General features: G+C 35.8%; 20 protein-coding genes. 1 reads left to right on the forward strand and 19 read right to left on the reverse strand.

Annotated elements, in window-relative coordinates:
- Positions 1 to 30 precede the first annotated feature (30 nt).
- Positions 31 to 999: a GIY-YIG nuclease family protein gene (locus AC4BB5_RS12355; RefSeq protein WP_490456419.1), complete on the forward strand. Its 969-nt coding sequence runs from the start codon at positions 31 to 33 to the stop codon at positions 997 to 999.
- 40 nt (positions 1,000 to 1,039) lie between these two features.
- Here the strand turns inward: AC4BB5_RS12355 and AC4BB5_RS12360 are convergent, their stop codons facing one another.
- The 19 genes from AC4BB5_RS12360 to AC4BB5_RS12450 form a co-directional block, all read right to left on the reverse strand.
- Complete coding sequence (locus AC4BB5_RS12360) at positions 1,040 to 1,399, reverse strand: phage holin family protein (protein WP_490456420.1); 360 nt, start codon at positions 1,397 to 1,399, stop codon at positions 1,040 to 1,042.
- Positions 1,399 to 1,719, reverse strand: a complete 321-nt coding sequence (locus AC4BB5_RS12365; protein ID WP_490456421.1) for a PspC domain-containing protein — start codon at positions 1,717 to 1,719, stop codon at positions 1,399 to 1,401. Before AC4BB5_RS12365 ends, AC4BB5_RS12360 begins: the two co-directional genes overlap by 1 nt.
- 149 nt (positions 1,720 to 1,868) lie before the next feature.
- On the reverse strand, positions 1,869 to 3,461 hold the full coding sequence (liaX, locus tag AC4BB5_RS12370) for a daptomycin-sensing surface protein LiaX (protein WP_490456422.1): 1,593 nt from the start codon (positions 3,459 to 3,461) through the stop codon (positions 1,869 to 1,871).
- A gap of 285 nt (positions 3,462 to 3,746) precedes the next feature.
- Positions 3,747 to 4,016 (reverse strand): hypothetical protein, encoded by a 270-nt coding sequence (locus AC4BB5_RS12375; protein ID WP_490456423.1) that lies wholly within the window; start codon positions 4,014 to 4,016, stop codon positions 3,747 to 3,749.
- A gap of 154 nt (positions 4,017 to 4,170) precedes the next feature.
- The gene (locus tag AC4BB5_RS12380; RefSeq protein ID WP_490456424.1) at positions 4,171 to 4,932 is read right to left on the reverse strand and encodes a tRNA 2-thiocytidine biosynthesis TtcA family protein; all 762 of its coding nucleotides are present in this window, start codon (positions 4,930 to 4,932) and stop codon (positions 4,171 to 4,173) included.
- Between the two features lie 14 nt (positions 4,933 to 4,946).
- Positions 4,947 to 6,782, reverse strand: a complete 1,836-nt coding sequence (locus AC4BB5_RS12385) for an LTA synthase family protein (RefSeq protein ID WP_490456425.1) — start codon at positions 6,780 to 6,782, stop codon at positions 4,947 to 4,949.
- Positions 6,783 to 6,889: 107 nt separating this feature from the next.
- Positions 6,890 to 7,924, reverse strand: a complete 1,035-nt coding sequence (locus AC4BB5_RS12390) for a Gfo/Idh/MocA family protein (protein WP_490456426.1) — start codon at positions 7,922 to 7,924, stop codon at positions 6,890 to 6,892.
- Between the two features lie 329 nt (positions 7,925 to 8,253).
- Positions 8,254 to 9,222, reverse strand: coding sequence for a sugar phosphate isomerase/epimerase family protein (locus tag AC4BB5_RS12395; RefSeq protein ID WP_490456427.1), 969 nt, complete (start codon positions 9,220 to 9,222; stop codon positions 8,254 to 8,256).
- On the reverse strand, positions 9,219 to 9,956 hold the full coding sequence (locus tag AC4BB5_RS12400; RefSeq protein ID WP_490459068.1) for a ThuA domain-containing protein: 738 nt from the start codon (positions 9,954 to 9,956) through the stop codon (positions 9,219 to 9,221). The genes AC4BB5_RS12395 and AC4BB5_RS12400 overlap by 4 nt, the downstream gene beginning before the upstream one ends.
- A 621-nt stretch (positions 9,957 to 10,577) precedes the next feature.
- Positions 10,578 to 11,654: a Gfo/Idh/MocA family protein gene (locus tag AC4BB5_RS12405; RefSeq protein WP_490456428.1), complete on the reverse strand. Its 1,077-nt coding sequence runs from the start codon at positions 11,652 to 11,654 to the stop codon at positions 10,578 to 10,580.
- Between the two features lie 350 nt (positions 11,655 to 12,004).
- A complete protein-coding gene (locus tag AC4BB5_RS12410; protein WP_490456429.1) occupies positions 12,005 to 12,145 on the reverse strand; it encodes a putative metal homeostasis protein in 141 nt (46 codons plus the stop codon).
- Between the two features lie 34 nt (positions 12,146 to 12,179).
- Positions 12,180 to 12,449 carry a 30S ribosomal protein S14 gene (rpsN, locus tag AC4BB5_RS12415; RefSeq protein WP_490456430.1) on the reverse strand — a complete coding sequence of 90 codons (270 nt, stop codon included), beginning with the start codon at positions 12,447 to 12,449 and terminating at the stop codon, positions 12,180 to 12,182.
- 89 nt (positions 12,450 to 12,538) lie between these two features.
- The gene (locus AC4BB5_RS12420) at positions 12,539 to 13,240 is read right to left on the reverse strand and encodes a winged helix-turn-helix domain-containing protein (protein WP_490456431.1); all 702 of its coding nucleotides are present in this window, start codon (positions 13,238 to 13,240) and stop codon (positions 12,539 to 12,541) included.
- A 214-nt stretch (positions 13,241 to 13,454) separates the two neighbouring features.
- Positions 13,455 to 16,277 carry a leucine-rich repeat domain-containing protein gene (locus tag AC4BB5_RS12425; RefSeq protein WP_490456432.1) on the reverse strand — a complete coding sequence of 941 codons (2,823 nt, stop codon included), beginning with the start codon at positions 16,275 to 16,277 and terminating at the stop codon, positions 13,455 to 13,457.
- Positions 16,278 to 16,297: 20 nt separating this feature from the next.
- Positions 16,298 to 17,413, reverse strand: a complete 1,116-nt coding sequence (locus AC4BB5_RS12430) for a WxLIP family cell surface protein (protein WP_490456433.1) — start codon at positions 17,411 to 17,413, stop codon at positions 16,298 to 16,300.
- A 213-nt stretch (positions 17,414 to 17,626) separates the two neighbouring features.
- Complete coding sequence (locus AC4BB5_RS12435; protein ID WP_490456434.1) at positions 17,627 to 18,307, reverse strand: WxL domain-containing protein; 681 nt, start codon at positions 18,305 to 18,307, stop codon at positions 17,627 to 17,629.
- A 24-nt stretch (positions 18,308 to 18,331) separates the two neighbouring features.
- Positions 18,332 to 19,006 carry a WxL domain-containing protein gene (locus AC4BB5_RS12440; RefSeq protein WP_490456435.1) on the reverse strand — a complete coding sequence of 225 codons (675 nt, stop codon included), beginning with the start codon at positions 19,004 to 19,006 and terminating at the stop codon, positions 18,332 to 18,334.
- Positions 19,007 to 19,031: 25 nt separating this feature from the next.
- Positions 19,032 to 19,709: a WxL domain-containing protein gene (locus AC4BB5_RS12445; RefSeq protein ID WP_490456436.1), complete on the reverse strand. Its 678-nt coding sequence runs from the start codon at positions 19,707 to 19,709 to the stop codon at positions 19,032 to 19,034.
- Positions 19,710 to 19,727: 18 nt separating this feature from the next.
- Complete coding sequence (locus tag AC4BB5_RS12450; protein WP_490456437.1) at positions 19,728 to 20,738, reverse strand: WxL domain-containing protein; 1,011 nt, start codon at positions 20,736 to 20,738, stop codon at positions 19,728 to 19,730.
- Between the last annotated feature and the right edge of the window lie 82 nt (positions 20,739 to 20,820).

A 20,820-nucleotide genomic window follows, 5' to 3' on the forward strand; every position in this document is an offset into this window, starting at 1 on the left:
CTAAAAACAAGCTAATTGGATGTGCTTCTTATGAAAAACAATTTAAAAGAACAAGTGAGAAATCTGCCTTTAAATCCAGGCGTTTATTTAATGAAAGATAAGCACGGAACTATTCTTTACGTAGGTAAAGCTAAAAGACTGCGCGAACGGGTCAGTAGCTACTTTATCAAAAACAAACAACATTCTAGTAAAACGAGAAGACTGATTCAGCAGTTAACTGATTTTGATGTCATTGAAGTAGAATCCGAACTTGATGCACTTTTGTTAGAATGCCAACTGATTCAAGAATACAAACCAATCTATAATCGTCAAATGAACTCTTTTGAGAAATATAAATATATTGAAATCAATACCAAAAATGGAAAACTAGCGGTTAATATATGTTCTATCCCGACAACTCAACATTGCTTTGGACCATTTTCAATCAATAGAAAGCTTCAGGAATTAAAACTAATTCTGGAAAACTTATATGGATTAAATCAAAATAATTACTGGCGACAATCTTTTTCTGAAAATCCCATACCTTCACTAGATCAAGAAATCATCGCTGAAGAGTTACTTGGTGCATTCACCTTCAATAATCAACTACCTCAAAACCGTTTAGAGGCGAGAATGCTATTGGCTTCCGAAAACCATTCATTTGAACAGGCAGTAAAATTACGTGAAGATTGGCACTTTCTCACTCGATTTTTCAATCAGAATAAAAAACTGATTCTAGCAAACCAAATGAACTGGCAACTTCTATCTATTCCCCTTGGAGCCAAAATAAAATATTATCTAATCCACCAAGGTCTTGTTCTTACCAGTCGAATACTTACCAAGCAAACCTTTTCTAAGTATACTCCTGATGAATTAGCCAAAAAAATTCTTCCTAAAAATCCGCCTGAAAATATTCAGCAATTTTCAAAAGAACAAGTCGATTTTATCACTATTTTGTATAACTACATTAATCAGCACAAAGAATGTGAACTAGTTGAACTTCTAGATCCTTTCGCATAAAGAAAAGGATAAAACCCAACTTATCGTTTGGGTTTTATCCTTATTCTTTGTATTTATCCAGATTACGTTCACTAACAATCATATTAACTAAAGACATGATCACTGCCATTAGAATCGCTGCTCCAAAGCTAGAAAATCCAAAATTCATCTCTCCAACGAAAGAAGACGTCATCTTCAAAATCGCTGCATTCACAATGAAGCTAAACAAACCAAATGTAAGCAAGGTAAATGGAAGGGATAAAATCGTCAGCACTGGTTTTACTAACATATTTAATATGGACAGTACAAAAGCTGCGATAATCGCCATCCAGATACTTCTCACGTAAATCATATTGGGAAAAATTACTGAGAGTGAAATAAATGTCAACGTATTAACGATCAAACGTTGAAAGTATGTCATTAGAAGTCACTCCAGTCATCATCATTCACTTTTTCTGCTTGTTTTCTTTGTTTTTGTTCGTTAGCGTATGGATTGGGATTACGGGTATTTCTGTTATATGGATTTTGATGGCCATAATCGTTGCCATTTCTATTTCTACCAGAAGGAATCAATACAGCTAAAACAATGTATAGTAAAATAGGACTGCCAATAAAGATAAAGCTAGCTACCACATAAATTACACGTACAATCGTTGGATCGATACCTAACCATTCTGCAATTCCCGCTAAGGTTCCTGTTAATACCACATTATTGGGAGATTTTGTCAATCGTTTTCTCATTTTTTTCACCTCTCATCACTTAGTTTTTATAATAGAATGGATGAGTAATCATCCCTTATTTCTAATTTATGCTACATCGATAGTTATGATTTGTGTTCCTAGCTATCGATGTAGCCTCGACACTTTTTAAGCAATCAAGTTCTACACATCTATTTATCCGTGTCTTTTAAATAAATGTTTCCTGTTGTTGTAGAAGCGTTGATTTGAGCCATATCATCATCATTTAATCGTCTGAATTGTAGTAATTGGTTCGTTCTTTCTTTTTTCTCACGAATCACTTCATAGTCACTTAAACGGCTATTGATACTACCTAAGCTCGTTTTCACTGTACCTTCGACGCCTAGTTCAGTTGGTAATGCGATTTTTACATTACCATTAACAGAACTTGCTTCTACTTTGCGTAAAGTTTTTTCTTTCGCTGTGATCCGAACATCACCATTGATTAATGAAACACCGATTGTTTGTGGTGTTGCAGCAATTGTTACGGTGCCGTTAACTGTTTCAATGATATTGTCTAATATCTCACCATCCAAGACTTTGATATCACCATTCACGCCTTCGATTTCCAGCATTGTTGCATCGATTTTATTAAATGTGATCGAACCATTGGTAGATTTAGTGTAAACATCTTTCGCTTTTAATGATTCAACTAATACATTGCCATTTAATAGTTTAATTGATACATGATCAAATGTTCGCTCAGGTAAGTAGAAAATTAAATCTGCACGAACGCGTTTATTTGGAATTTGGAATGAAATGACTTCATCATCCACATCGATTTGGCTTCTTTCCAAGAACGCTTCAAGCGGTGTTTCAGCATCCATTTTACCATAAAGTTTGATTTTACCTTCTACTTTAACATCTGGCTGATCCCATGTTTTAAACACGATATTGCCGTTTGCTACTTTAACATCAATCAAACTTGCAAGTGGTGCTGGATAGTTAAATTCATGATCAAATTTCGTTGTAGCAACGCCAGGAACTTTAAAACTAACGTCTTTCCATTCCATATTGTCATTCATTGTTTCTGAGAATGCATTAAATGTTTTCTTAAGGAAAGAACCTAATTGAGAACCCGCTTCACTCATTTTTTCGCCAACTTGATTGATTGTATCAGTTGCTTGATCTTTCCAATCATCAGGGATATCAAATTTTGAAGTAACACGATCTTTTGTTTCAGACCATTGCTCTTTGCGAATATTTTTCAGTTCAGCTTCTAAAGTAATTTTTTCTTGGATTCTTTCATCTAGCGAATCTTCTAAAGATTTGATTTCAGCTTCTAGAGACGTTCTTAACTCTAAATCTTCATTTGTTAACTCGCTTAATTCTTCTTTGGTGTTTAATTCCATCAATTTTTCTTGTGCTTCTTTGATTTCTTCTTTAACACCTGCAATTTCAGCGTTGATTTCATCCAGCTCAACAGATGCTCGATTTGCTTCTGTCGCTAGATTGTCTAGAATTTTTTCTAAACGTTCGTGGTCTTGCGCTTCTTTTGCTTTGACTTCTTCATCAGAAACTTCAGGTTCAACGATTTCTTCTTCGTTTTGATTTTCTAACTTATTTACTAAATCTACGACTTTATCATTTTCTTTGGTGTCAGCAGTTGCATTTACTTGGTCGGCAGCTTTTTTGATTTGTTTTTCATCTTTTTCTGTCGCCATATTTTCTAATAAGACTAAAGCTTCCTCTGAAGATAGGATACCTTTTTTAACTAAGTCTAATACTCTTTCTCTTTCTTTCATGGAAATTGCCTCCTTAGCAAATTTTTCACCCGAGGGTGTTTTCCTTATGTACCTATTATGCCTTCTTTTTAAGTATTTGTCATAGGACTTAAGAATGAATTTTTGGTAGTCCTCAAGGGTAACAAATGCTTTATTTTGATTTTCAATGCCTATAATAGGAAGAAAGTCACAATTGGTCGAAGAAAAACTGATATATGACCAGTTAAGTTATCCATTAAGAATCAACGAATTTAGAGCTAAACACTTGTACCTCCCTTTTCGTTACTGAATCATTTCAGATAACATTTAATGCGTATAAATAATTTCTTTTTTATGATGTTTGCCTTCCGTACTAGAGCCAAAAGTATAATAGACCGTTACTTTGACCTTATCCGACTTAATTTCAGAAAGCTCATTTGTTAAATCATACTCATAAACGGACTTGCTTGAAACACCGCCAGACCATGCAATGAGACCAGTCGTTCTATCAGCTCGGACCCATTTTTGATTTTTTTCTATTGAAAATTTTGTTTCTGATTCGAAAACAGTAAGGACATTTTCTGAGTTGTTCGTCATCAGCAATTTTTTCCATCAAAATTAATTTGTTTTCGTTTCTTGTGCCCTTTCCTTTACATGTGTTTTAGGTGAATTCGTCTTCGAACATCCTACCAGTCCCAACAAAAGCAACACTATTAATTTTTTCATTCTGTACCTTTCTTTTGAGAGCTAACTACGTACGACCAACGGGTTTCATTGATTTCGTCCAAAAATTGTCAGATATTCCTTGCTCCATCCCCATAATAAATTTTTCTCTGATATCAGGGTATGTTTGAGCTAAACCACTCACAAGCTGCTTGACCTCTTCCCGCTTGGTTTTCTTATCAACAGGACAAGGATTGAAAATCACTGGCAGTTCTTCTCTTTTTACAAACTGGATGATCTGTTTTTCTTCTACATAAAGTAACGGACGAATCAATGTGATATCTGTTTTTGATAAGTAGCTGATTGGCTCAAAACTAGCCAGTTGTCCATGAAATAAAAAGTTCATAAAATAGGTTTCGATCGCATCGTCCAGATGATGACCTAAGGCCACTTTGTTACAACCTGCTTCTCTTGCATGCTTATATAAAATTCCTCGACGCAACTTTGCACAAAGGGAACATGGCGAGCGTTCTTCTCGAATATCAAATACAACCTGAGCAATATTGGTCGGAACAACATCAAGTTCATATCCTAATCCTTCCACAAATTCTTCTAAAGGACTGATGTCCATATCAAACCCCATTGCTAAAGTGATTGGAACAATTTCAAACTCAAAACCTAAACGTTTTTGTTTACTGATCATATCTAAAAAGTAAAGTAAGCTTGTACTGTCTTTTCCACCGCTCATTCCAATTGCTACTTTATCACCTGGTTGGATCATTTGATGTGTTAAAACCGCTCTCCGAATTGGATTGTAATAGGTCTGGTTATCTTTCTTTTTAAAACTCATCGTATGCTCCTTTTTTATTTAAAAAAATCTTTTTTTAAGCTATAACCTTCTCCAGAAACAATATCATATTGAATCAAGCGATAGTCATCATATAATTCTTCTTGTGCTTTATTTAAAGCAAGTGTTTTATGCCATTTTTTATCTTTATAATAGAAGCTCTTCTCAAAAGCTGGAACTTGTTTTTCTAATTCAGATAGTAATTGATAAAAACCAGTCATTTTCATTCCACTTTGTTCAAACAATGAGGGAGTAAAGAAAAACGGACTAGTAATAGCATCATGGTTATTTTTCTCATTGAGCTTACCTTGATTATCGTACATTAAGAATTCAGTTTGGTGCATAGTTACTTCATCATTGTCTGCTTTGATTTCATCTGAGTAGATACTAGGCAAATGATCACCCCAAAAAACGACTAAAGTTCGTCTTTTTAGCTCTTTTAGTGAGCTTGTAAAGTGTTTCAATGCCTCACTGCTATAAGCCACATCTTGCATATAGCTATCAATGGCTTTCTTATTTCCTAAACTTTGCGAAGAATAATCTGAAGTTTTGTATTTATCGCTATATGGCATATGTGTTTGCATCGTCACTAAATGAACAAATTGCGGATTTTGCTCTTCTTTCAGCAAGTCTAATACCTCTTTATAAGCCGATTCATCGGATATATAGGGGTTATCTTCAAGTGTTTCTTTATATTGCATGGTTTCTTCACTGATAAATTGATCAAAGCCCATCGTTTGATAAACGTCTTTACGCTTATACATCGATGTATTATATGGATGAATTGCGGTTGTCTGATAGTTTTCTTGATTCAAAAGCGAAACAATCGACGGAATTTCTTCCATTTTCGGAATCAACATTGTATAAGGCGTCGTCAGTTGAGGATTGAATAATTCCATAGAAAAACTAGTCAAAGCCTCAAATTCAATATTGGCCGTCCCTCCACCATAATTTTGAGAAAGCATTTGACCACTGTACGTTTTTTTAGCAATATCGTAATATTCTTTTAATGGATCTATATTGGCAGTAACGCCATTTAAATTTTGCGGATTTGAAAAACTTTCACTCATGACAAAGATAATGTTTGGTTGTTCTTCTGATGAACTTTTTGTCTCTTGAGCTGTTTTTGTATACTTCGTTGTGATGTCTTCAATGGTCTTTTTTGAGTAGTTTTTTGGTTTATCCATAGCATCCACTTTTAAGTTATATAAAAAACCACCCATAAATCCAGTATTATAATAATTCATTTTTTGACTATAGGGAATCCACAGAGCAGTTTCGTTATAGGCTTTCCTTAATAGATTATTTGGGTTGTTAAAATCAATGATATACACCAATAATGCCATTGTGATCATTAAGCCTGAAAGTCGAATGATCTGCATTTTTTTTGACAGTAAGCGACTTTTGTAAATGGCTCTTCCGAAAAAGAGCAAGCCAGCCACCGCAACCAATAAAATGATGAGGAACGGAACCGTTCCAATCATTTCTCTTAGTAAACCAAACTCAGTGATCATCTTTAAATCGTCTGGATAAATTGGTTCAGTTCTGTAAAACATTTTTTGATAATCGGCAAAGCCTAAAATACTAATCGTGATTGTATAAAGCATACTACCAAGGATCAGTGAACCTGCTAAACTACATAAAAATAGTAAAAATATCAGCAAGACTAGGCTTCCTAGCATAAATTTTTCTGTATGCCATGAAAAAGCAAATTTAAACATTAAATCTAGTGACAATTCATTTTGACACCATTGTAAATACAAGTTGCTAATTAAAACCAGTAATAGTAATCCTATGGTGATCAGCGAATACTTGACTGGTTTTTTATTGACTATCTGTAATTTTTTCTTCACAACATTCTCCCTTTTCTCTTTCCTAACACATCCTCTAATATTTTATGCTTAGACGAAAAAAAAGTAAAGCGCCCACTTAGGAGAACTTTACTTTGAACATAGTAACCTTATCTTTTAGCTGCTTTAAAAATTTCTTCGATCAGAACCATTACTTGTCGAACTTCTTCATTTTTGATTATTGGTTCAGCCTTTTTTCTCACAACATTGTAGAAATTTTTATAAAATGTATCATATTCAGCTGATGCTAGCGGCAAAGCTTTTGTTTTCGTCGCCTCTTCAGATGGTGGTGCCATTGTTTTGGTCAGTCCCACACCTGCTTGAATAGGTTTTGGCGCTTGAATATTCTGTTTTCCCGATTCGATTACCATTTCCCCTTTTAAATCCCAATCATGGATCACAGCTGTACCTTGTGTTCCTTTTAAATACCAGCGTGGTAGTTTAATATAATTCGTTGTGCCTACTTCAACGATTGCTCGGACGCCATTTTCAAAAATGATATACGTGATAAAACCATCATCGACTTCATCCCCAAGAATATAACTTAAATCGGCTGATACTTTTTCGATGGGACTATCGACTAAAAATAATAGTTGATCTAATAAGTGGACACCCCAATCTAGGAGCATCCCGCCACCATGTTTTAATTCATGACGCCAATCTCCAGGGATTCCGTTAGCTCCTTGAACCCGAGATTCGATTTGGAATAATTCACCGATTTGTTGATTTTTGTATAGTTCCCGCGTGATTAGAAAATCTGGGTCCCAGCGGCGGTTTTGATGAACCATAAACGTTCGGTCTGTTTCTTTGGCGACTTTTACTATTTCGTCTAATTCTTCTACATTCATCGCAACTGGTTTTTCACAAACTACGTGTTTTCCAGCTTTTAAGGCTTGAATCGCTAGTTCTTTGTGAGAATCATTTGGTGTAGCGATCAGTACTGCTTCGATTATTTCATCGGTGAGTACGTCTTCTAGCGTATTGTAAATTTTATGATTGTGTTGGCTGGAAATTTTTTGACGTTCTCCTGAAATATCATATGTGCCAACGACGTGGATTCGCTCGTTTTCATTAGGCATAATGTTGTGGACATGGTAAGAACCCATGCCGCCATAACCGATTACGGCAAAATTGATTGTTGTCATTTTTTAAGTCCTTTCTATAAAAGTCTACATGATTTTGGGTAGTGAAAGAGTGGATCAGAAACAAGCGCTACCCGCTCTTTGACATCTAGCTTCACGAAGCAGCTCTCCAGGAAAATAGACAATCTTCACATGGAACAAAAAACGTTCCACATTCAGATTCCTAATTGCTGTAAAACACAGTAAATGCAATGAACTGAGGTTGCTCAGTACCTACTACTTGGTTTCTTGAGAGCTAAACGCTTCGTTGCGCTTTGCTGTGAACCACGAGGCATATCGTGAATCGATGTTGAACAATACAAACCGACTAGAAGAAACGTTGTTTCATTAGTTTATACCCACCACATTTGTGCAGGTTGTTCCTTGATCATAATGCTTTTTAAGTTCGTGATTGCACGAGTTAGACCTTCTTCTGTCGACATGATCGGATCTTCATGTTCGATGCTTAGAACATAATCGTACCCATAAATTCTGAGTGCACTAATAATGTCTGACCAGACTTTTAACTCATGACCGCATCCTACTGAGCGGAAAGTCCACGCACGTGTTTTAACGTTTCCGTATGGCTGCATATCCGTCAATCCATACATGTTGATATTATCTTGATCTAAATACGTATCTTTCGCATGAAAATGATGAATGGCATCAGCTTCACCTAAAATTTTCACTGCAGCAACTGGATCAATGCCTTGCCACCATAAGTGACTTGGATCTAAATTACAACCGATTGCTTTACCTGTTGCTTCACGGAGTTTTAACATCGTATAAGGTGTATGGCATAAGAAACCTCCGTGTAGCTCGATACCGATTTTCACTCCAGCAGATTCTGCGATTGTATTGATGTTTTTCCAATAGGGAATCAACTTTTTCTCCCATTGATAATTATAATTATCATCATATTCTGTTGGCCAAGGTAAAACGGGCCAATTGACTTGAGTATCCGTTGGATTACCACCCGATACACCAGAAAAACCATTGACGACTGACACATTCATTAAAGAAGCGAGTTTGATTGTTTTTTGCACTAATTCATCTGCTTCTTGGGCCGTTTCTTTGAGTGGAGAAATAGGATTATTGTGACAGCTTAATGCACTGATCATTAGGCCTTTGTCAGCAAGTTTGGCTAAATACTCTTTTCTAGCCTCCGAACTCGCTAATAATTTATCGATATCCAAATGGGCATTACCAGGTGAACCGCCTGTTCCAATCTCAACGGCTTCTAATCCTGCTTTTGAGACTGTATCGATCATTTCTTCAAAGCTTAAATTATTATATAAGGGGGTAAATACACCTAATTTCATTGTTCAGTTCCTTTCTTGTTTGTACTAGATTCTAAAGGTTCATGGTGACCGTAATTTGGATAAGTATTTTGCATTGGTTGACACCAACGGACACCGTTTTTGATGACTTTTTGGACCTCTTTATTATAATAAGATGGATACGTTTCATGTCCTGGTTGGAAATAAAAAATTTTCCCATTCCCACGATGATAGGTGCAACCACTTCGGAAAACTTCTCCGCCAGGATACCAACTGATAAAAATCAGATCATCAGGTGTTGGAATATCAAAATGTTCTCCATACATTTCTTCTTGCTCTAGTTCAATATACTCACCGATTCCTTCAACGATTGGATGACTCGGCGCTACAGTCCAAATCCGACAATGTTCTTGCGCTTCCCGCCATTTTAAATCACAAGAAGTGCCCATTAGTTTCATAAAAATCTTTGACATATGACCTGAATGAAGTACGACTAACCCCATTCCTTCAAGAACACACTGATGAACACGTTGAACAACTTCATCAGAAACTTCATGATGTGCAACATGCCCCCACCAAATCAAGACATCTGTATTGGCTAATACTTCTTCTGTTAATCCATGTTCTGGTTCGTCTAAAGTAGCGGTTCGTACTGAAAAATCATCTTCCTTTAAAAATCGAGCAATTTGTTGATGAATCCCATCTGGATAAATTTTTTTTACAGCATCATCAGTTCTTTCATGTCGGAATTCATTCCATACCGTGACTTGGATCATCATCTTTCCCTCCTAATTTAAAAGCATATCGGGCTCGTTTAGTCTCGACTGAAAAATAGGAAATCATGACTGAGGCGCTTTTTGCCTCATTCATAATTTATTTTTTTTCCGAGATGCTAGCCCGTGAAGCTAGATAATTTAAAAGCTGAATGGGCCGTTTAGCATTGACGAAGAATAGGAAAATATGACTGTGACGTTTTTTTGTCACGTTCAGATTTTATCTTTTTTCCGAGATGCTGGCTCATGAAGCTAGATAATTTAAAAGCTGAATGGGCCGTTTAACATTGACGAAGAATAGGAAAATATGACTGTGACGTTTTTTGTCATGTTCAGATTTTATCTTTTTTCCGAGATGCTGGCTCATGAAGCTAGATAATTTAAAAGCTGAATGGGCCGTTTAGCATTGACGAAAAATAGGAAAATATGACTGTGACGTTTTTTGTCACATTCAAGTTTTATCTTTTTTCCGAGATGCTGGCTCATGAAGCTAGATAATTTAAAAGCCGAATGGGCCGTTTAGCATTGACGAAAAATAGGAAAATATGACTGTGACGTTTTTTGTCACATTCAAATTTTATCTTTTTTCTGAGATGCTGGCTCATGAAGCTAGATAATCTTGATTTAATTAAAAAATACAGGTTGATTCGTTTCAGATGCTTTGTAAATTGCTTCAAGGATTTCTGTTACAACTAAAGCTTGTTCTGGTTTAACAATAGGTTCAGTGTTATTGATGATTGCATTGATCCAAGACTGCGCCTCTAATACCTCTGGTTTGTCGCCAGCCCCATCGTAAAAATCAACACCACCTGGTTCTAATTCGATTTTTTTCTCGAAAAGCATGCTATGATCCTCTCCATTAATCGTTAAACCATTGTTCATGTCGGCCCCACCCTTCGTACCATGAAGAGTTGTTTTTGCTTCTTTTACATCTAAACTATTCAATGCCCAGCTTGATTCCAAAAAGATCGTTGCACCATTTTCCATCATGATAAAACCAAAAGCTGAATCTTCAACGGTAAATTTTTTAGGGTTCCATGCTCCCCATGCATTAGCTGCATTTTCAGTTTTAGCAAGTTTATGGTAAGCTTTTCCTACTACATATTTTGGTTTATAATTGTCCATCATCCATAATGTCAGATCTAACGCGTGTGTACCAATATCGATCAACGGACCGCCACCTTGAGCTTCTTCATCAAGAAAAACACCCCAAGTCGGGACTGCACGGCGACGGATTGCATGCGCTTTCGCAAAGTAAATTTCGCCTAACTCGCCTTCATCACAAATTTCATGTAGATACGTTGAATCTTTTCGGAAACGATTTTGATAACCAATCGTTAATTTTTTGCCTGTTTTTTTTGCTGCATCTATCATACTACGCGCTTCAGCAGATGTTTTTGCCATTGGTTTTTCGCACATCACATGACAATCTGACTCCATTGCTGCAATTGATAATTCCGCATGTGTGCTGTTTGGCGTACAAACATGAACAACATCTAAGTCCATTTCTTTAAGCATTTCTTGATAATTAGTAAATGTTTTAGCAGTTAATGTTCCATAATGCATTTTTGCTTCTTCTGCCCGTTTGCTAATTAGGTCACAAAATGCAATAAGCTCCACTTCCTTAACCTGTGCAAGTGCTGGTAGATGCTTTCCATTGGCAATTCCGCCACAACCGATAATTCCTACTTTCAACGTCATCAAAAAACCTCCAGTAATCTACTCATATTATTTTGTGGAAAAATAAAACGGTTCCACTTCTACAGTAATACTATACAAAATTTTAGAAGAGTTTTCTTCCTAGTTTACGGGTAGAAAATTCCTGGATATTGCTGTGAAACACTATGATTGGCTACAAAGTAGACAGAATAGATGTTGAACAGTACTTGGCGACCGTTTCACTCACTCCAAATTAGCCACACCATAAAAATGGAACAGCTTAAATCAAAAAAAACTTTACAATCCAATAACCCCATTAAAAACAAAAAAAGCCCTTCCCTTCTATACTAAAAAAGGAAGAACTTTATTGCCGTTGCTTAAAAATGCTCCACTCAACCAATATTACCAGAAGCCATTATTCGATGTCTTTGCTCCCGCTTATGTTGCTGAATGATTTTTAATGCTCGTTTTCTTGTTTTTCGATTTGTACACTTCAACCTTCTGCGTGCACTTGAAAGATCTTGCTTCTCCATCAAATCACCTCTTGGCATCTATTCTTTGGTTTCTTTACCAACTTGCTTTGTGTACACCTGGAATCTTTCCTTGGTGTGCTAAAGTTCTAAAATTAATTCGTGACATGCCAAATTTACGCATATATGCTCTTGGTCGTCCATCAATCAAATCACGATTTTTCAAGCGATTTGGATTGGAATCTTTTGGTAATTTTGCTAAAGCTTCGTACTCTTTATTTGCTTTTAACTTGATACGTTGTTCAGCATATTTTTCAATCAACGCTTGTTGCTGTTTTGATTTGGCGATTTTTGATTTTTTAGCCATTTTTTCTTTCACCCCTTCTAAATCGTAATGATTACTTTTTAAGAGTGATAAGAATAACATCTAATAACCTAAAATGCAAGTATTCTTTTTTATTTCATATCCAACATATATCCTTTTGAACGGACTGTTTTAATGAACCTTGGATTCATTGGGTTTTGTTCTATTTTATTTCTTAAATGAAACACAACATTGGCAATGCGATAATTTTTTTCTGGTTCATTTTGCTCTGGGTTCCACATCTTTTCTTTAAACTCTTCGTAAGGTATTGCACGACAGGGATTATTGTATAGAAGTTCCATAGCTTGGAACTCTTTTTTTGTTAAAATGATTTCTTCTTCTCCATCGATCACAACACTTAAATTACTTGGTACCAGTTCTAAGCCTGCTGATTTCAATGAGTACATATTAGTATTTCCTTCATCCACAAATTTCCTAGTTTTATCACAACGCATCAACAAATTTGTTATTGTATAAAAAAATTCTTCTTGGTCTATCTCAACTGGAAAGCAAGCATCTACTCCAAGCTGTAGATAAACAATATTAGAATGTTTTCCTCCATTCGTAGATAATAAATAAATCGGTAGCTCACTCACTTGACGAGTAATTTCCATTAACCAACGACAAGTAACAGGCATAGCTTCTTCTTGAATCACCAGTGCGTCAAACTTATTATCATCTATAGAAAATTCATCTTCTGTTAGAGAGACAATGTCCCAACCTTTTTCTGTCAAAAACTCAACATGGGCAGATTTTTTCGTCGTTTCTAAAGCAAAAAAACCGATTGTATACATAGATAATCCTCCATTTCTTTGTTTTGCTCTTCCTAATTAATAATACATTTCTAAACTAGTTATGTTTAATCTTTCAGCCGACATTGCTACCTATGTATTCTGAAAGATGTTCCTATCAAATTGAAACATCTTTCAGCAGCTAAATCTTGATTGTAGTGATGGCTTAAATAAAAAATATGCATACTTTTATAAGCATGTTTTTTTAGATCGTTCTTCAATTTGGGACATCTTCTAAAGTCCAGGTCACACTTCCTTGATATTTCCCAAGGTAATTTGATCCGTTTAAGGTAAACTGCAGACCTTTTTTATCTGTCCATTTATTAGAAATTGGGATTACTTCATTTTCAGTGTCACTTTGTCCTTTTTCAATGATTACTTTTTGTCCTGTAACGATGGAATGCTCACCTTTAGAATCAATATAACTATATGTTCCCTTAAGCGTTTTAGCATCTGAATTTAGAGCACTTGGTGTCATACTTAACTGCCAATTGCCTTTGTCTCTATTATCGAATACAGAAACATTTCCTGTTAATTGTACTGGCTTTGTCAACTCTCTTCCCAATGGAATGGAAAATACCATTGATGAAGGTACACTCTCTAATTTCAGTTCAGGTATTTTTGTTTTAACAAGCCACTGATTTTTTGGATTTTTATCCGCATGATCCATGATGACTTTATAGATTATTCCTTTTTTATAGGGAATCTCAACCTTTACATCGGCTTTCCCTTCATACAGAATCTCATCAGTCTCTTCGTCAATGATTGTAAATTCATGCTCAGCATGTAATTGTTGCGTACTTGTCATTAGTGAAAAATAACCTGAATCAACTGGATCAAAAGGTTTAATCGCAGTAGTATCTGGGCTAATTTCGGCTAGTTTATCTTTCCCTATTAACTTCATCCCACCAATAAAAGTTTGAGCGTAATCATTTTTAATCGCCGTTTTTAAAAAGCTTGGTACCGTGCTTGAATTGTGTGTAATTTGGTTCTCACTTACTATTAAAATCTTGAAATTATCTCTAAAATCCGGTAATTGTCCAACTAATTTATTTTTCTCTAAATATAAGGTATGGAGGTTTGGTAAATCGGCTAGTTCTTTTGGCACAGTCCCGGTCAAACCATTTCTATCTAAAATCAGATAGCCTAAATCTTTTAAATTTCCCAACTGTTTAGGAATTTCTCCCGTCAAAGAATTATCAAAGATTCTTAGATCTTTCATTTTGCTTAATTGCCCTAATTCTTCTGGAAGAGTTCCAATCATCTTGGTATTTCTTAGATACAAGAGTTCCAAATTTTGAAAATATTTAATATTTTTTGGAATATGCTGCTCTGGAAATGGTCTGGTTGTATCCGTGTTGATTTGTTTGATTTTATCTAAATCAGACAAATAGACATCTTTTCCAATTTTTTTTGGACTGAGTTGACTATTAATATTATTAATAATCCATGGTTGATTTTCAAAAAAGTCAGTAGTGACTATTTCATCGATGACATTTATCGGAACTTCTACTACTTTAGTTATTTGGCTCAACTGTTGACTTTGAAGTTTTATCTGAACAGAGTCTTTTTTTACTGTATTAAATACTTTTTCTTCTGTGAATCCAACGATATTTACTCTATCATTTGGAAGTGAACTTTCTATATTTTTCAGAAGTTGCGTCGGGTCTAAATCATTTGTTGAACTATTGATCCACACAGTTTGCTCAACTGGAGTTGCTGAAATAGTGGGTATCAGTTTTGAGCTGCCCGTTTCAGTATCAGACGATACTCCTTCTGTCCCAGTTTTTCTGATGTTAGATGCAGACAGTGGAATATTGAATGTGTCACTGGATGAATCGTAATACTTCATAATTTTCAAAAGGTTTAAGTCATTATATTTCACCTTAATCGTAACAGAGTTACTTTTAAGTTCCTTCAATAATGTATCTGACAGCTCCACGGCTATTCTTCTTGCCATCAGCCGTTGAATCTTTACTTTGCTTGTAATTGATTCTCCATTACGATTGAAAACTTGAATACTTGGTAATTCAGCAGTAGGAAAAATCGCTTCCTTATCTTCTAAAATAATCGATAATTTTTCTGGGTAGTACTTTTCATAAGCAGAGCCTAAACTTTGGGTTATATTGTACTCTGGTGCTAGTCCTTTTTTAACTGACTGACCTCTTACTGCTGGCGGAGAATAGCTTGGTGTACCTGGTGCTTCAATCGAACTTGAAAATATATTGAATTTCGGACTATAACTAAATGCACTGTATGCGCCAATCCTAATCGCTTCATTATTATCAGATACAATAACATAATTTTGAGGCACTCTCTCATTATAAAGTGTTGATAACGACATTCTCAACATTTCATCTTTTTTATTCTCTCCAACAAAGAAATCTAACTTGGTTCCTGTATAGCCTCCACCTATTAAATTCAAATAAACTTTTTTTAAACCGTTTTTGCTGATTGTATTAAACGAAGGCGATTGATCTCCCCCTTGTTTAATATAAATAACCTGAGGAAACTCTAAATATACATCTTTTACAACTTGCTTATCATCTGTATAAACAAGCTGATAAGACATCAGCCCTTCCACATCTTCCTTAATCCCTGCTGATTTCTGACTCAAAGATCCATCCTCATTCAGATAAACTATATACTTCCAATCTGCTGTCCCTCCATTACCGCCTGTAATGTAGTTGATCTTTAACGAAAGTTTCCGTTTATTGTAAATGCCAACATTGTTATAATAAACCACATCACCAACTTTGTAATTTTTTTTATTCGATTCCCCAAATCCTTTAAATAGTGGGGTACCAGATTCGTCAGTAACGTCATTTAATATATCTTCCCATGTAGCTCCTTGATATTCCGGACGTATCATGGGTTTATCTGGATAAAAATAAGACCCATCTATACGTCCTTTATTATCTATCTCTGCATAATAATCCAAAGGATCATCCGCTACAACTTGTTGAACATCAAATAAAATGAGACTTGCAAAGGAGAAACAAAAAATAATAATAGGCAGTAATTTCCTTTTTTTACTCATTATTTTCCTCCTTTCTTTCGTTATTGTTTGTATCTATCTTTTTGTTTATCTTTTTCAGTACGTTTTTTTCGTTGCTGTTTGCGCATTTTTGCTTGACGTTTTCTTTCTAATTCGAGTTTTTTCTTTCTTTTCTTATACAGTAATACTACTAGAATAATGATCCCCACAACGACTAAAATACTTGCAGCGATAATACCGCCTATCGCCCAATAATCTGGTTCTTTCTCAATTTCAATCGCTTCATCCGTAAGTTTTTTAGCTTCTTTAGATGTGATTTCAAACTCTTTTTTAAAGGCCCACTCGTCCTCTTTTGTGGTTGCAACTAAATCCAATGTATATTTTCCTGGAAGTAGTTCTTGATTATCCCAGCTGATTGGAAAATCGAAATTGGAATTAGGTGCCATTGCCATCTCTTCTTTAGTTGTTTGATGGATGATTTCTACTGAGTCTTTTTTGCTTACTTTTGCCACAACTTTTAAATCATTAACAAATGTCGGTTTAGTATTTTGAATATTTGCGGTGACTGCTGTTCTATAGTTAATCAGATCTGGTTGAATGGCATTTAAGTTTAGTTCTGCTTTTACTGGATCGTCCTTCTCCGTTAGTTGAATACCTACTACCATCGCATATTTATTACTAATTTGAACGCCGCCTTCTGAACTTTTCTGCTCATCATTGGCTTCGTCTTTGTATACATAAAAGCCGCCAACAATTTTTCCAGCTATCTCTTCTTTAGGCATTTGCAATGTAAATTTCACTGCTTTTTTCTCTTTTGGAGCTAATTTAACCTTCTGTTCTCCTGAAATCAATTTTGTGATTGGATAGGATAAGCTTGAATCAATTTTTCTATCCTTTTCACTAAAATCAACCACACCATTTTGATTGGTTGTCGCAATATTCGGAATGATATTCAACGTAATTTCTTTGTCTCCTGAGTTAGAAACTTTTAATGTTAACTCTTGTTTTTGTTCGGGTTTCATTCTGAGATCAAAATAGGTTTGTGATTTATCCACTTGATTTTCAGGAATATCTGCGCTAACAGAGTATTCCATATCTGCCGCTTGTGATTGAATTGGACAGATTAAAAATAAGAGAATGAACAGTAAATTATATAGATTTTTTTTGACGTTTTTCATCGTTTATTTCCTCCTATAATAATGAGATTGGGACAACTTAAACCTTTCAGTCTCCCAACTTTTTAAAACAGATGTTTTACGTCTATGGGGAAATAAATGGACTTATTAGTGTTTCTTGCATTAGACACAAGAAAATAAGAATTGGATTTTATCAAAACAATTTCCTATTTTCTTGGTATGCAATTGGTTTTGTCTTGCTCTCATTACTTGTGATTATTTACCAGGGGTATCTTGTAACTCCCAGTAGATAGTTGTTTTATATTCTGTATTTGCTTTAGCAGTACCCGCTAGGATAGATAGTTGAACATTCGTATTTTTTTCGTCAGAACCGTTTTTATTCCAGGCTTGCAACCAAGTTCCTTCACCTGAACCTTTGGCAGCGGTCATGATCTTTTGTGCTTTTGGTGAGAGTACAAGGTCACTTCCTTTTGGTGGAGTGATCGCTTTACCCGAACTTGATGAACGAACGCTACTATTTTTCAATGCTAGCGTTGCACCTTTTAGCTTCTCTTGCTTATCACTAGAAAATTCATCAGCCTTCACATATAATGCCCAGCCCGCAGAAGTACCTCTAACGTCTGTTACTTGAACATAAGGGGTCTCATTGATGGCTGATTCTACTTGGTCTGACCCGCTAATATTGACTTCACCAAATTTCAAGTTAGGTACACGGTCGATTGTTAAAAGTCCTTTATTTCCTGTTCCATCATTTCCCTCGTCTCCTGGATCTGTCGGTCCCACAGGAGGGCGTTCTTCATTCTCGTCCCCAACTAGCATTTGAATGTTCACGACTGAATTTGCATCTGACTTTTCTGCATGCGCTTCTGTACTAAAATTACTTCCAACATAAATCGCCATAGTTAAACTAGCAAGTAGTGTGATGTTCTTTTTCATAATGTCTCTCCCTTTTTCCATCATTTATTTTACAGGTCCATTGATCAGCGACCATGTTAACTCAGCCTTGTATTGACCGACTTTAGCATAAGATGGGATCACTAAACAAATGGATTTATCAAGATCAGTTGTCTTATCATCCATAAAAATACTTGTGTATCTTCCCATCCCTTTATCCTTATCAGCTGTCAAAATAGTTTCATTTACGCTTGCAGAGTTAATCACTACGCTTCTTGATGTTGGAGGATTTTGCATATCCCCTTGTTTACTTGAGACCTCTCCCTTTGGAATAAACAAGCCCCAGCCTTTAACAATCGTATCCTGATTTCCATTAATTGTGGATGAAAAGTTTGTCATAGAAACTTGAACATTCCAGCCTGAACCTGTTCCTCGTTCATCGATTACTTCGATCCCTAACTTTTTATCGGCTTCTACTTGTGCTTTCCCAGTTTGTCCCATTTTGATTTGCCCAAATTTAAAATCAGAAACAGCATTGATTGTAAAATCTCCCGTTCCAATTCCAGGTCCTATCGGTTCTTCTGGTTCTTCTGGTTTACCTGGCTCAATTCCACCAGATTTTAAAACTTCAATCTCCGCCGTTGTCGTCTTTTCTGTTGGTGTCTCTGCATAAGTATCATGTCCTGTTACCAATAAGGTTGCAGTTAAAGTTAATCCCATTAGTATAGTTGTTTTTTTCATCTTGCTCTCCTTCACCTAACTAAATTTAGTTATTACCAGTTGGTGTATTGATTAATGTCCATGTCACAGTCGCTTGATAATTTCCAAGTAAGTTTCCACCTGGAATCGTTAATTCAACTTGATCAGCCCAATCATTGACCCATGATCCTTTTCCTTGGTCTTTTTCTGCACGTAAGATGGGTGTTGCTGATTTTCCAATCAATGTTCCTTCTGCATTGGCGGCTTTTGGTGGATTAGTTATATCCCCGTTTACCGTTGTTTGAAAAGTTCCAGCTGGCAGTTTAATCGTTGCACCTTTTAAGATTTTTGTTTCTTCTTTTGTATCTTTGAATTCATCTATTTTGGCTTGAACATTCCATCCGGCACCAGTCCCTCGCTTATCGGTCACTTGAATTCCTAATGTTTTCCCGTCAGGAACTTCTGCTGTGGTTTTTGTCTCACCACCAGTAATTTTTGCTGATTTGAAGTTAAAATCTGACACAGCGTCAATCGTCAGCAACCCTTTTTGTCCAGTTTCTGGACCAACCGGTTTATCCTTATCAACTGGATCGTTAGGATCAGTATTTTCTGGATCTTCTGTTTCAAAATTAAAGGTTGCCTTCGTGTTGAAAGGCTCTGTTGTTTCAGCTTTTGCTTCCTTTACTCCAGCCGTTAATAGTGCCGTTAATAGTAAAGTACTGCTTAATAAAATTGTCTTTTTCATTCTATCTGTTCACTCCTTTTATTTTTTACCTGGTGTATCAGACATTGTCCATGTTAGTTCTGCTTTATAATCACCAATCAATACGTCTTGCGGAATTGTTAGACTAACAGCTTCTTTACCAAAGCTATTCATCCAGTTACCTGCTCCTGTTTTATCAGGTGCTTCAAATACTGTTTGCGGTTTGTTATTAACACTTAGTTCTCTAGCTATTGGCGCATTAGTACCTGTGCCACCATTAGCCGATTTGACTGTTCCTTTTGGTAGATATAATGAAGCGCCTCTGATAATTGCTTTATCATCTAATTTGCCATCTTCTTTAACTTTCATAAAGTTTGAAATAGCGACTTGAACAGTCCATCCCTTAGCAGTCCCCCGAGAATCCCTCACTTGTAGATTAGGCGCTTCATTCGTTGCTGAAACAACTTGATCTTGTCCAGTCAATTTCACCGTACCAAAATCTAACGGTGAAACAAAAGAAATGGCTAAATTCCCTGGATTCCCAGTTTCTCCTCCTTCTTCTCCACCAGGATTTTCTGGCTCCACTGGTTTTTCATTCTCATCCCCTGGTTCTAACGTAACTGAGCCTACGGACTTAGCATTTCCTTTTCCGTCTCCTTCTGACTCATTGGCAAATGTAGTACTTGGTGTCGAAACAGCTCCTAACACAACTGCAGATAAAAGGATTGATTTCCATAATTTCATTTTTCTTCCCCCTGATATATAGTAGTAAGTTACAATAATGGTGAACAACGTGATGAATAAAAAACCAAGAGTTGTCCCGAAAATTTTCATCATTTCACCCGTGTTCGGTAATCTTTTTCCTTGTCCATAGCCTAAATCTCCCCAGATATCACTTTGTTCTTTAGGTGAATCTCTTAGTGTTTTAGGTGTGTTGTCATGGACAAATTTGATACTGGCTTGACTACTTGCTTTATTCCCACTGTGTGCTTCTTCTGCATTCCCGATAAACGGAGTAAAAGCAAAATAAAGAATCACTGTAAGCAAAACAAGTAATCGAGACTTTCTCATAGAATCACTCCTTCATTCTTTCTTTGCATGAGAATCATTTGATCCTTCGTACATCACTCTTTTACGAAAAAATGTTCTTAGT

Source organism: Enterococcus sp. AMC1252 (genome assembly GCF_058216515.1).

Bases quoted from the DNA above. Each gene is read 5' to 3' on its own strand.
- liaX (WP_490456422.1), bottom strand. From the start codon at position 3,461: ATGAAAGAAAGAGAAAGAGTATTAGACTTAGTTAAAAAAGGTATCCTA.
- AC4BB5_RS12450 (WP_490456437.1), bottom strand. From the start codon at position 20,738: ATGAGAAAGTCTCGATTACTTGTTTTGCTTACAGTGATTCTTTATTTT.
- AC4BB5_RS12410 (WP_490456429.1), bottom strand. From the start codon at position 12,145: ATGGAGAAGCAAGATCTTTCAAGTGCACGCAGAAGGTTGAAGTGTACA.
- AC4BB5_RS12430 (WP_490456433.1), bottom strand. From the start codon at position 17,413: ATGAAAAACGTCAAAAAAAATCTATATAATTTACTGTTCATTCTCTTA.
- AC4BB5_RS12390 (WP_490456426.1), bottom strand. From the start codon at position 7,924: ATGACAACAATCAATTTTGCCGTAATCGGTTATGGCGGCATGGGTTCT.
- AC4BB5_RS12365 (WP_490456421.1), bottom strand. From the start codon at position 1,719: ATGAGAAAACGATTGACAAAATCTCCCAATAATGTGGTATTAACAGGA.
- AC4BB5_RS12425 (WP_490456432.1), bottom strand. From the start codon at position 16,277: ATGAGTAAAAAAAGGAAATTACTGCCTATTATTATTTTTTGTTTCTCC.
- AC4BB5_RS12440 (WP_490456435.1), bottom strand. From the start codon at position 19,006: ATGAAAAAAACAACTATACTAATGGGATTAACTTTAACTGCAACCTTA.
- AC4BB5_RS12445 (WP_490456436.1), bottom strand. From the start codon at position 19,709: ATGAAAAAGACAATTTTATTAAGCAGTACTTTACTATTAACGGCACTA.
- AC4BB5_RS12360 (WP_490456420.1), bottom strand. From the start codon at position 1,399: ATGACATACTTTCAACGTTTGATCGTTAATACGTTGACATTTATTTCA.
- AC4BB5_RS12375 (WP_490456423.1), bottom strand. From the start codon at position 4,016: ATGACGAACAACTCAGAAAATGTCCTTACTGTTTTCGAATCAGAAACA.
- AC4BB5_RS12395 (WP_490456427.1), bottom strand. From the start codon at position 9,222: ATGAAATTAGGTGTATTTACCCCCTTATATAATAATTTAAGCTTTGAA.
- AC4BB5_RS12420 (WP_490456431.1), bottom strand. From the start codon at position 13,240: ATGTATACAATCGGTTTTTTTGCTTTAGAAACGACGAAAAAATCTGCC.
- AC4BB5_RS12405 (WP_490456428.1), bottom strand. From the start codon at position 11,654: ATGACGTTGAAAGTAGGAATTATCGGTTGTGGCGGAATTGCCAATGGA.
- rpsN (WP_490456430.1), bottom strand. From the start codon at position 12,449: ATGGCTAAAAAATCAAAAATCGCCAAATCAAAACAGCAACAAGCGTTG.
- AC4BB5_RS12355 (WP_490456419.1), top strand. From the start codon at position 31: ATGAAAAACAATTTAAAAGAACAAGTGAGAAATCTGCCTTTAAATCCA.
- AC4BB5_RS12435 (WP_490456434.1), bottom strand. From the start codon at position 18,307: ATGAAAAAGAACATCACACTACTTGCTAGTTTAACTATGGCGATTTAT.
- AC4BB5_RS12400 (WP_490459068.1), bottom strand. From the start codon at position 9,956: ATGATCCAAGTCACGGTATGGAATGAATTCCGACATGAAAGAACTGAT.
- AC4BB5_RS12380 (WP_490456424.1), bottom strand. From the start codon at position 4,932: ATGAGTTTTAAAAAGAAAGATAACCAGACCTATTACAATCCAATTCGG.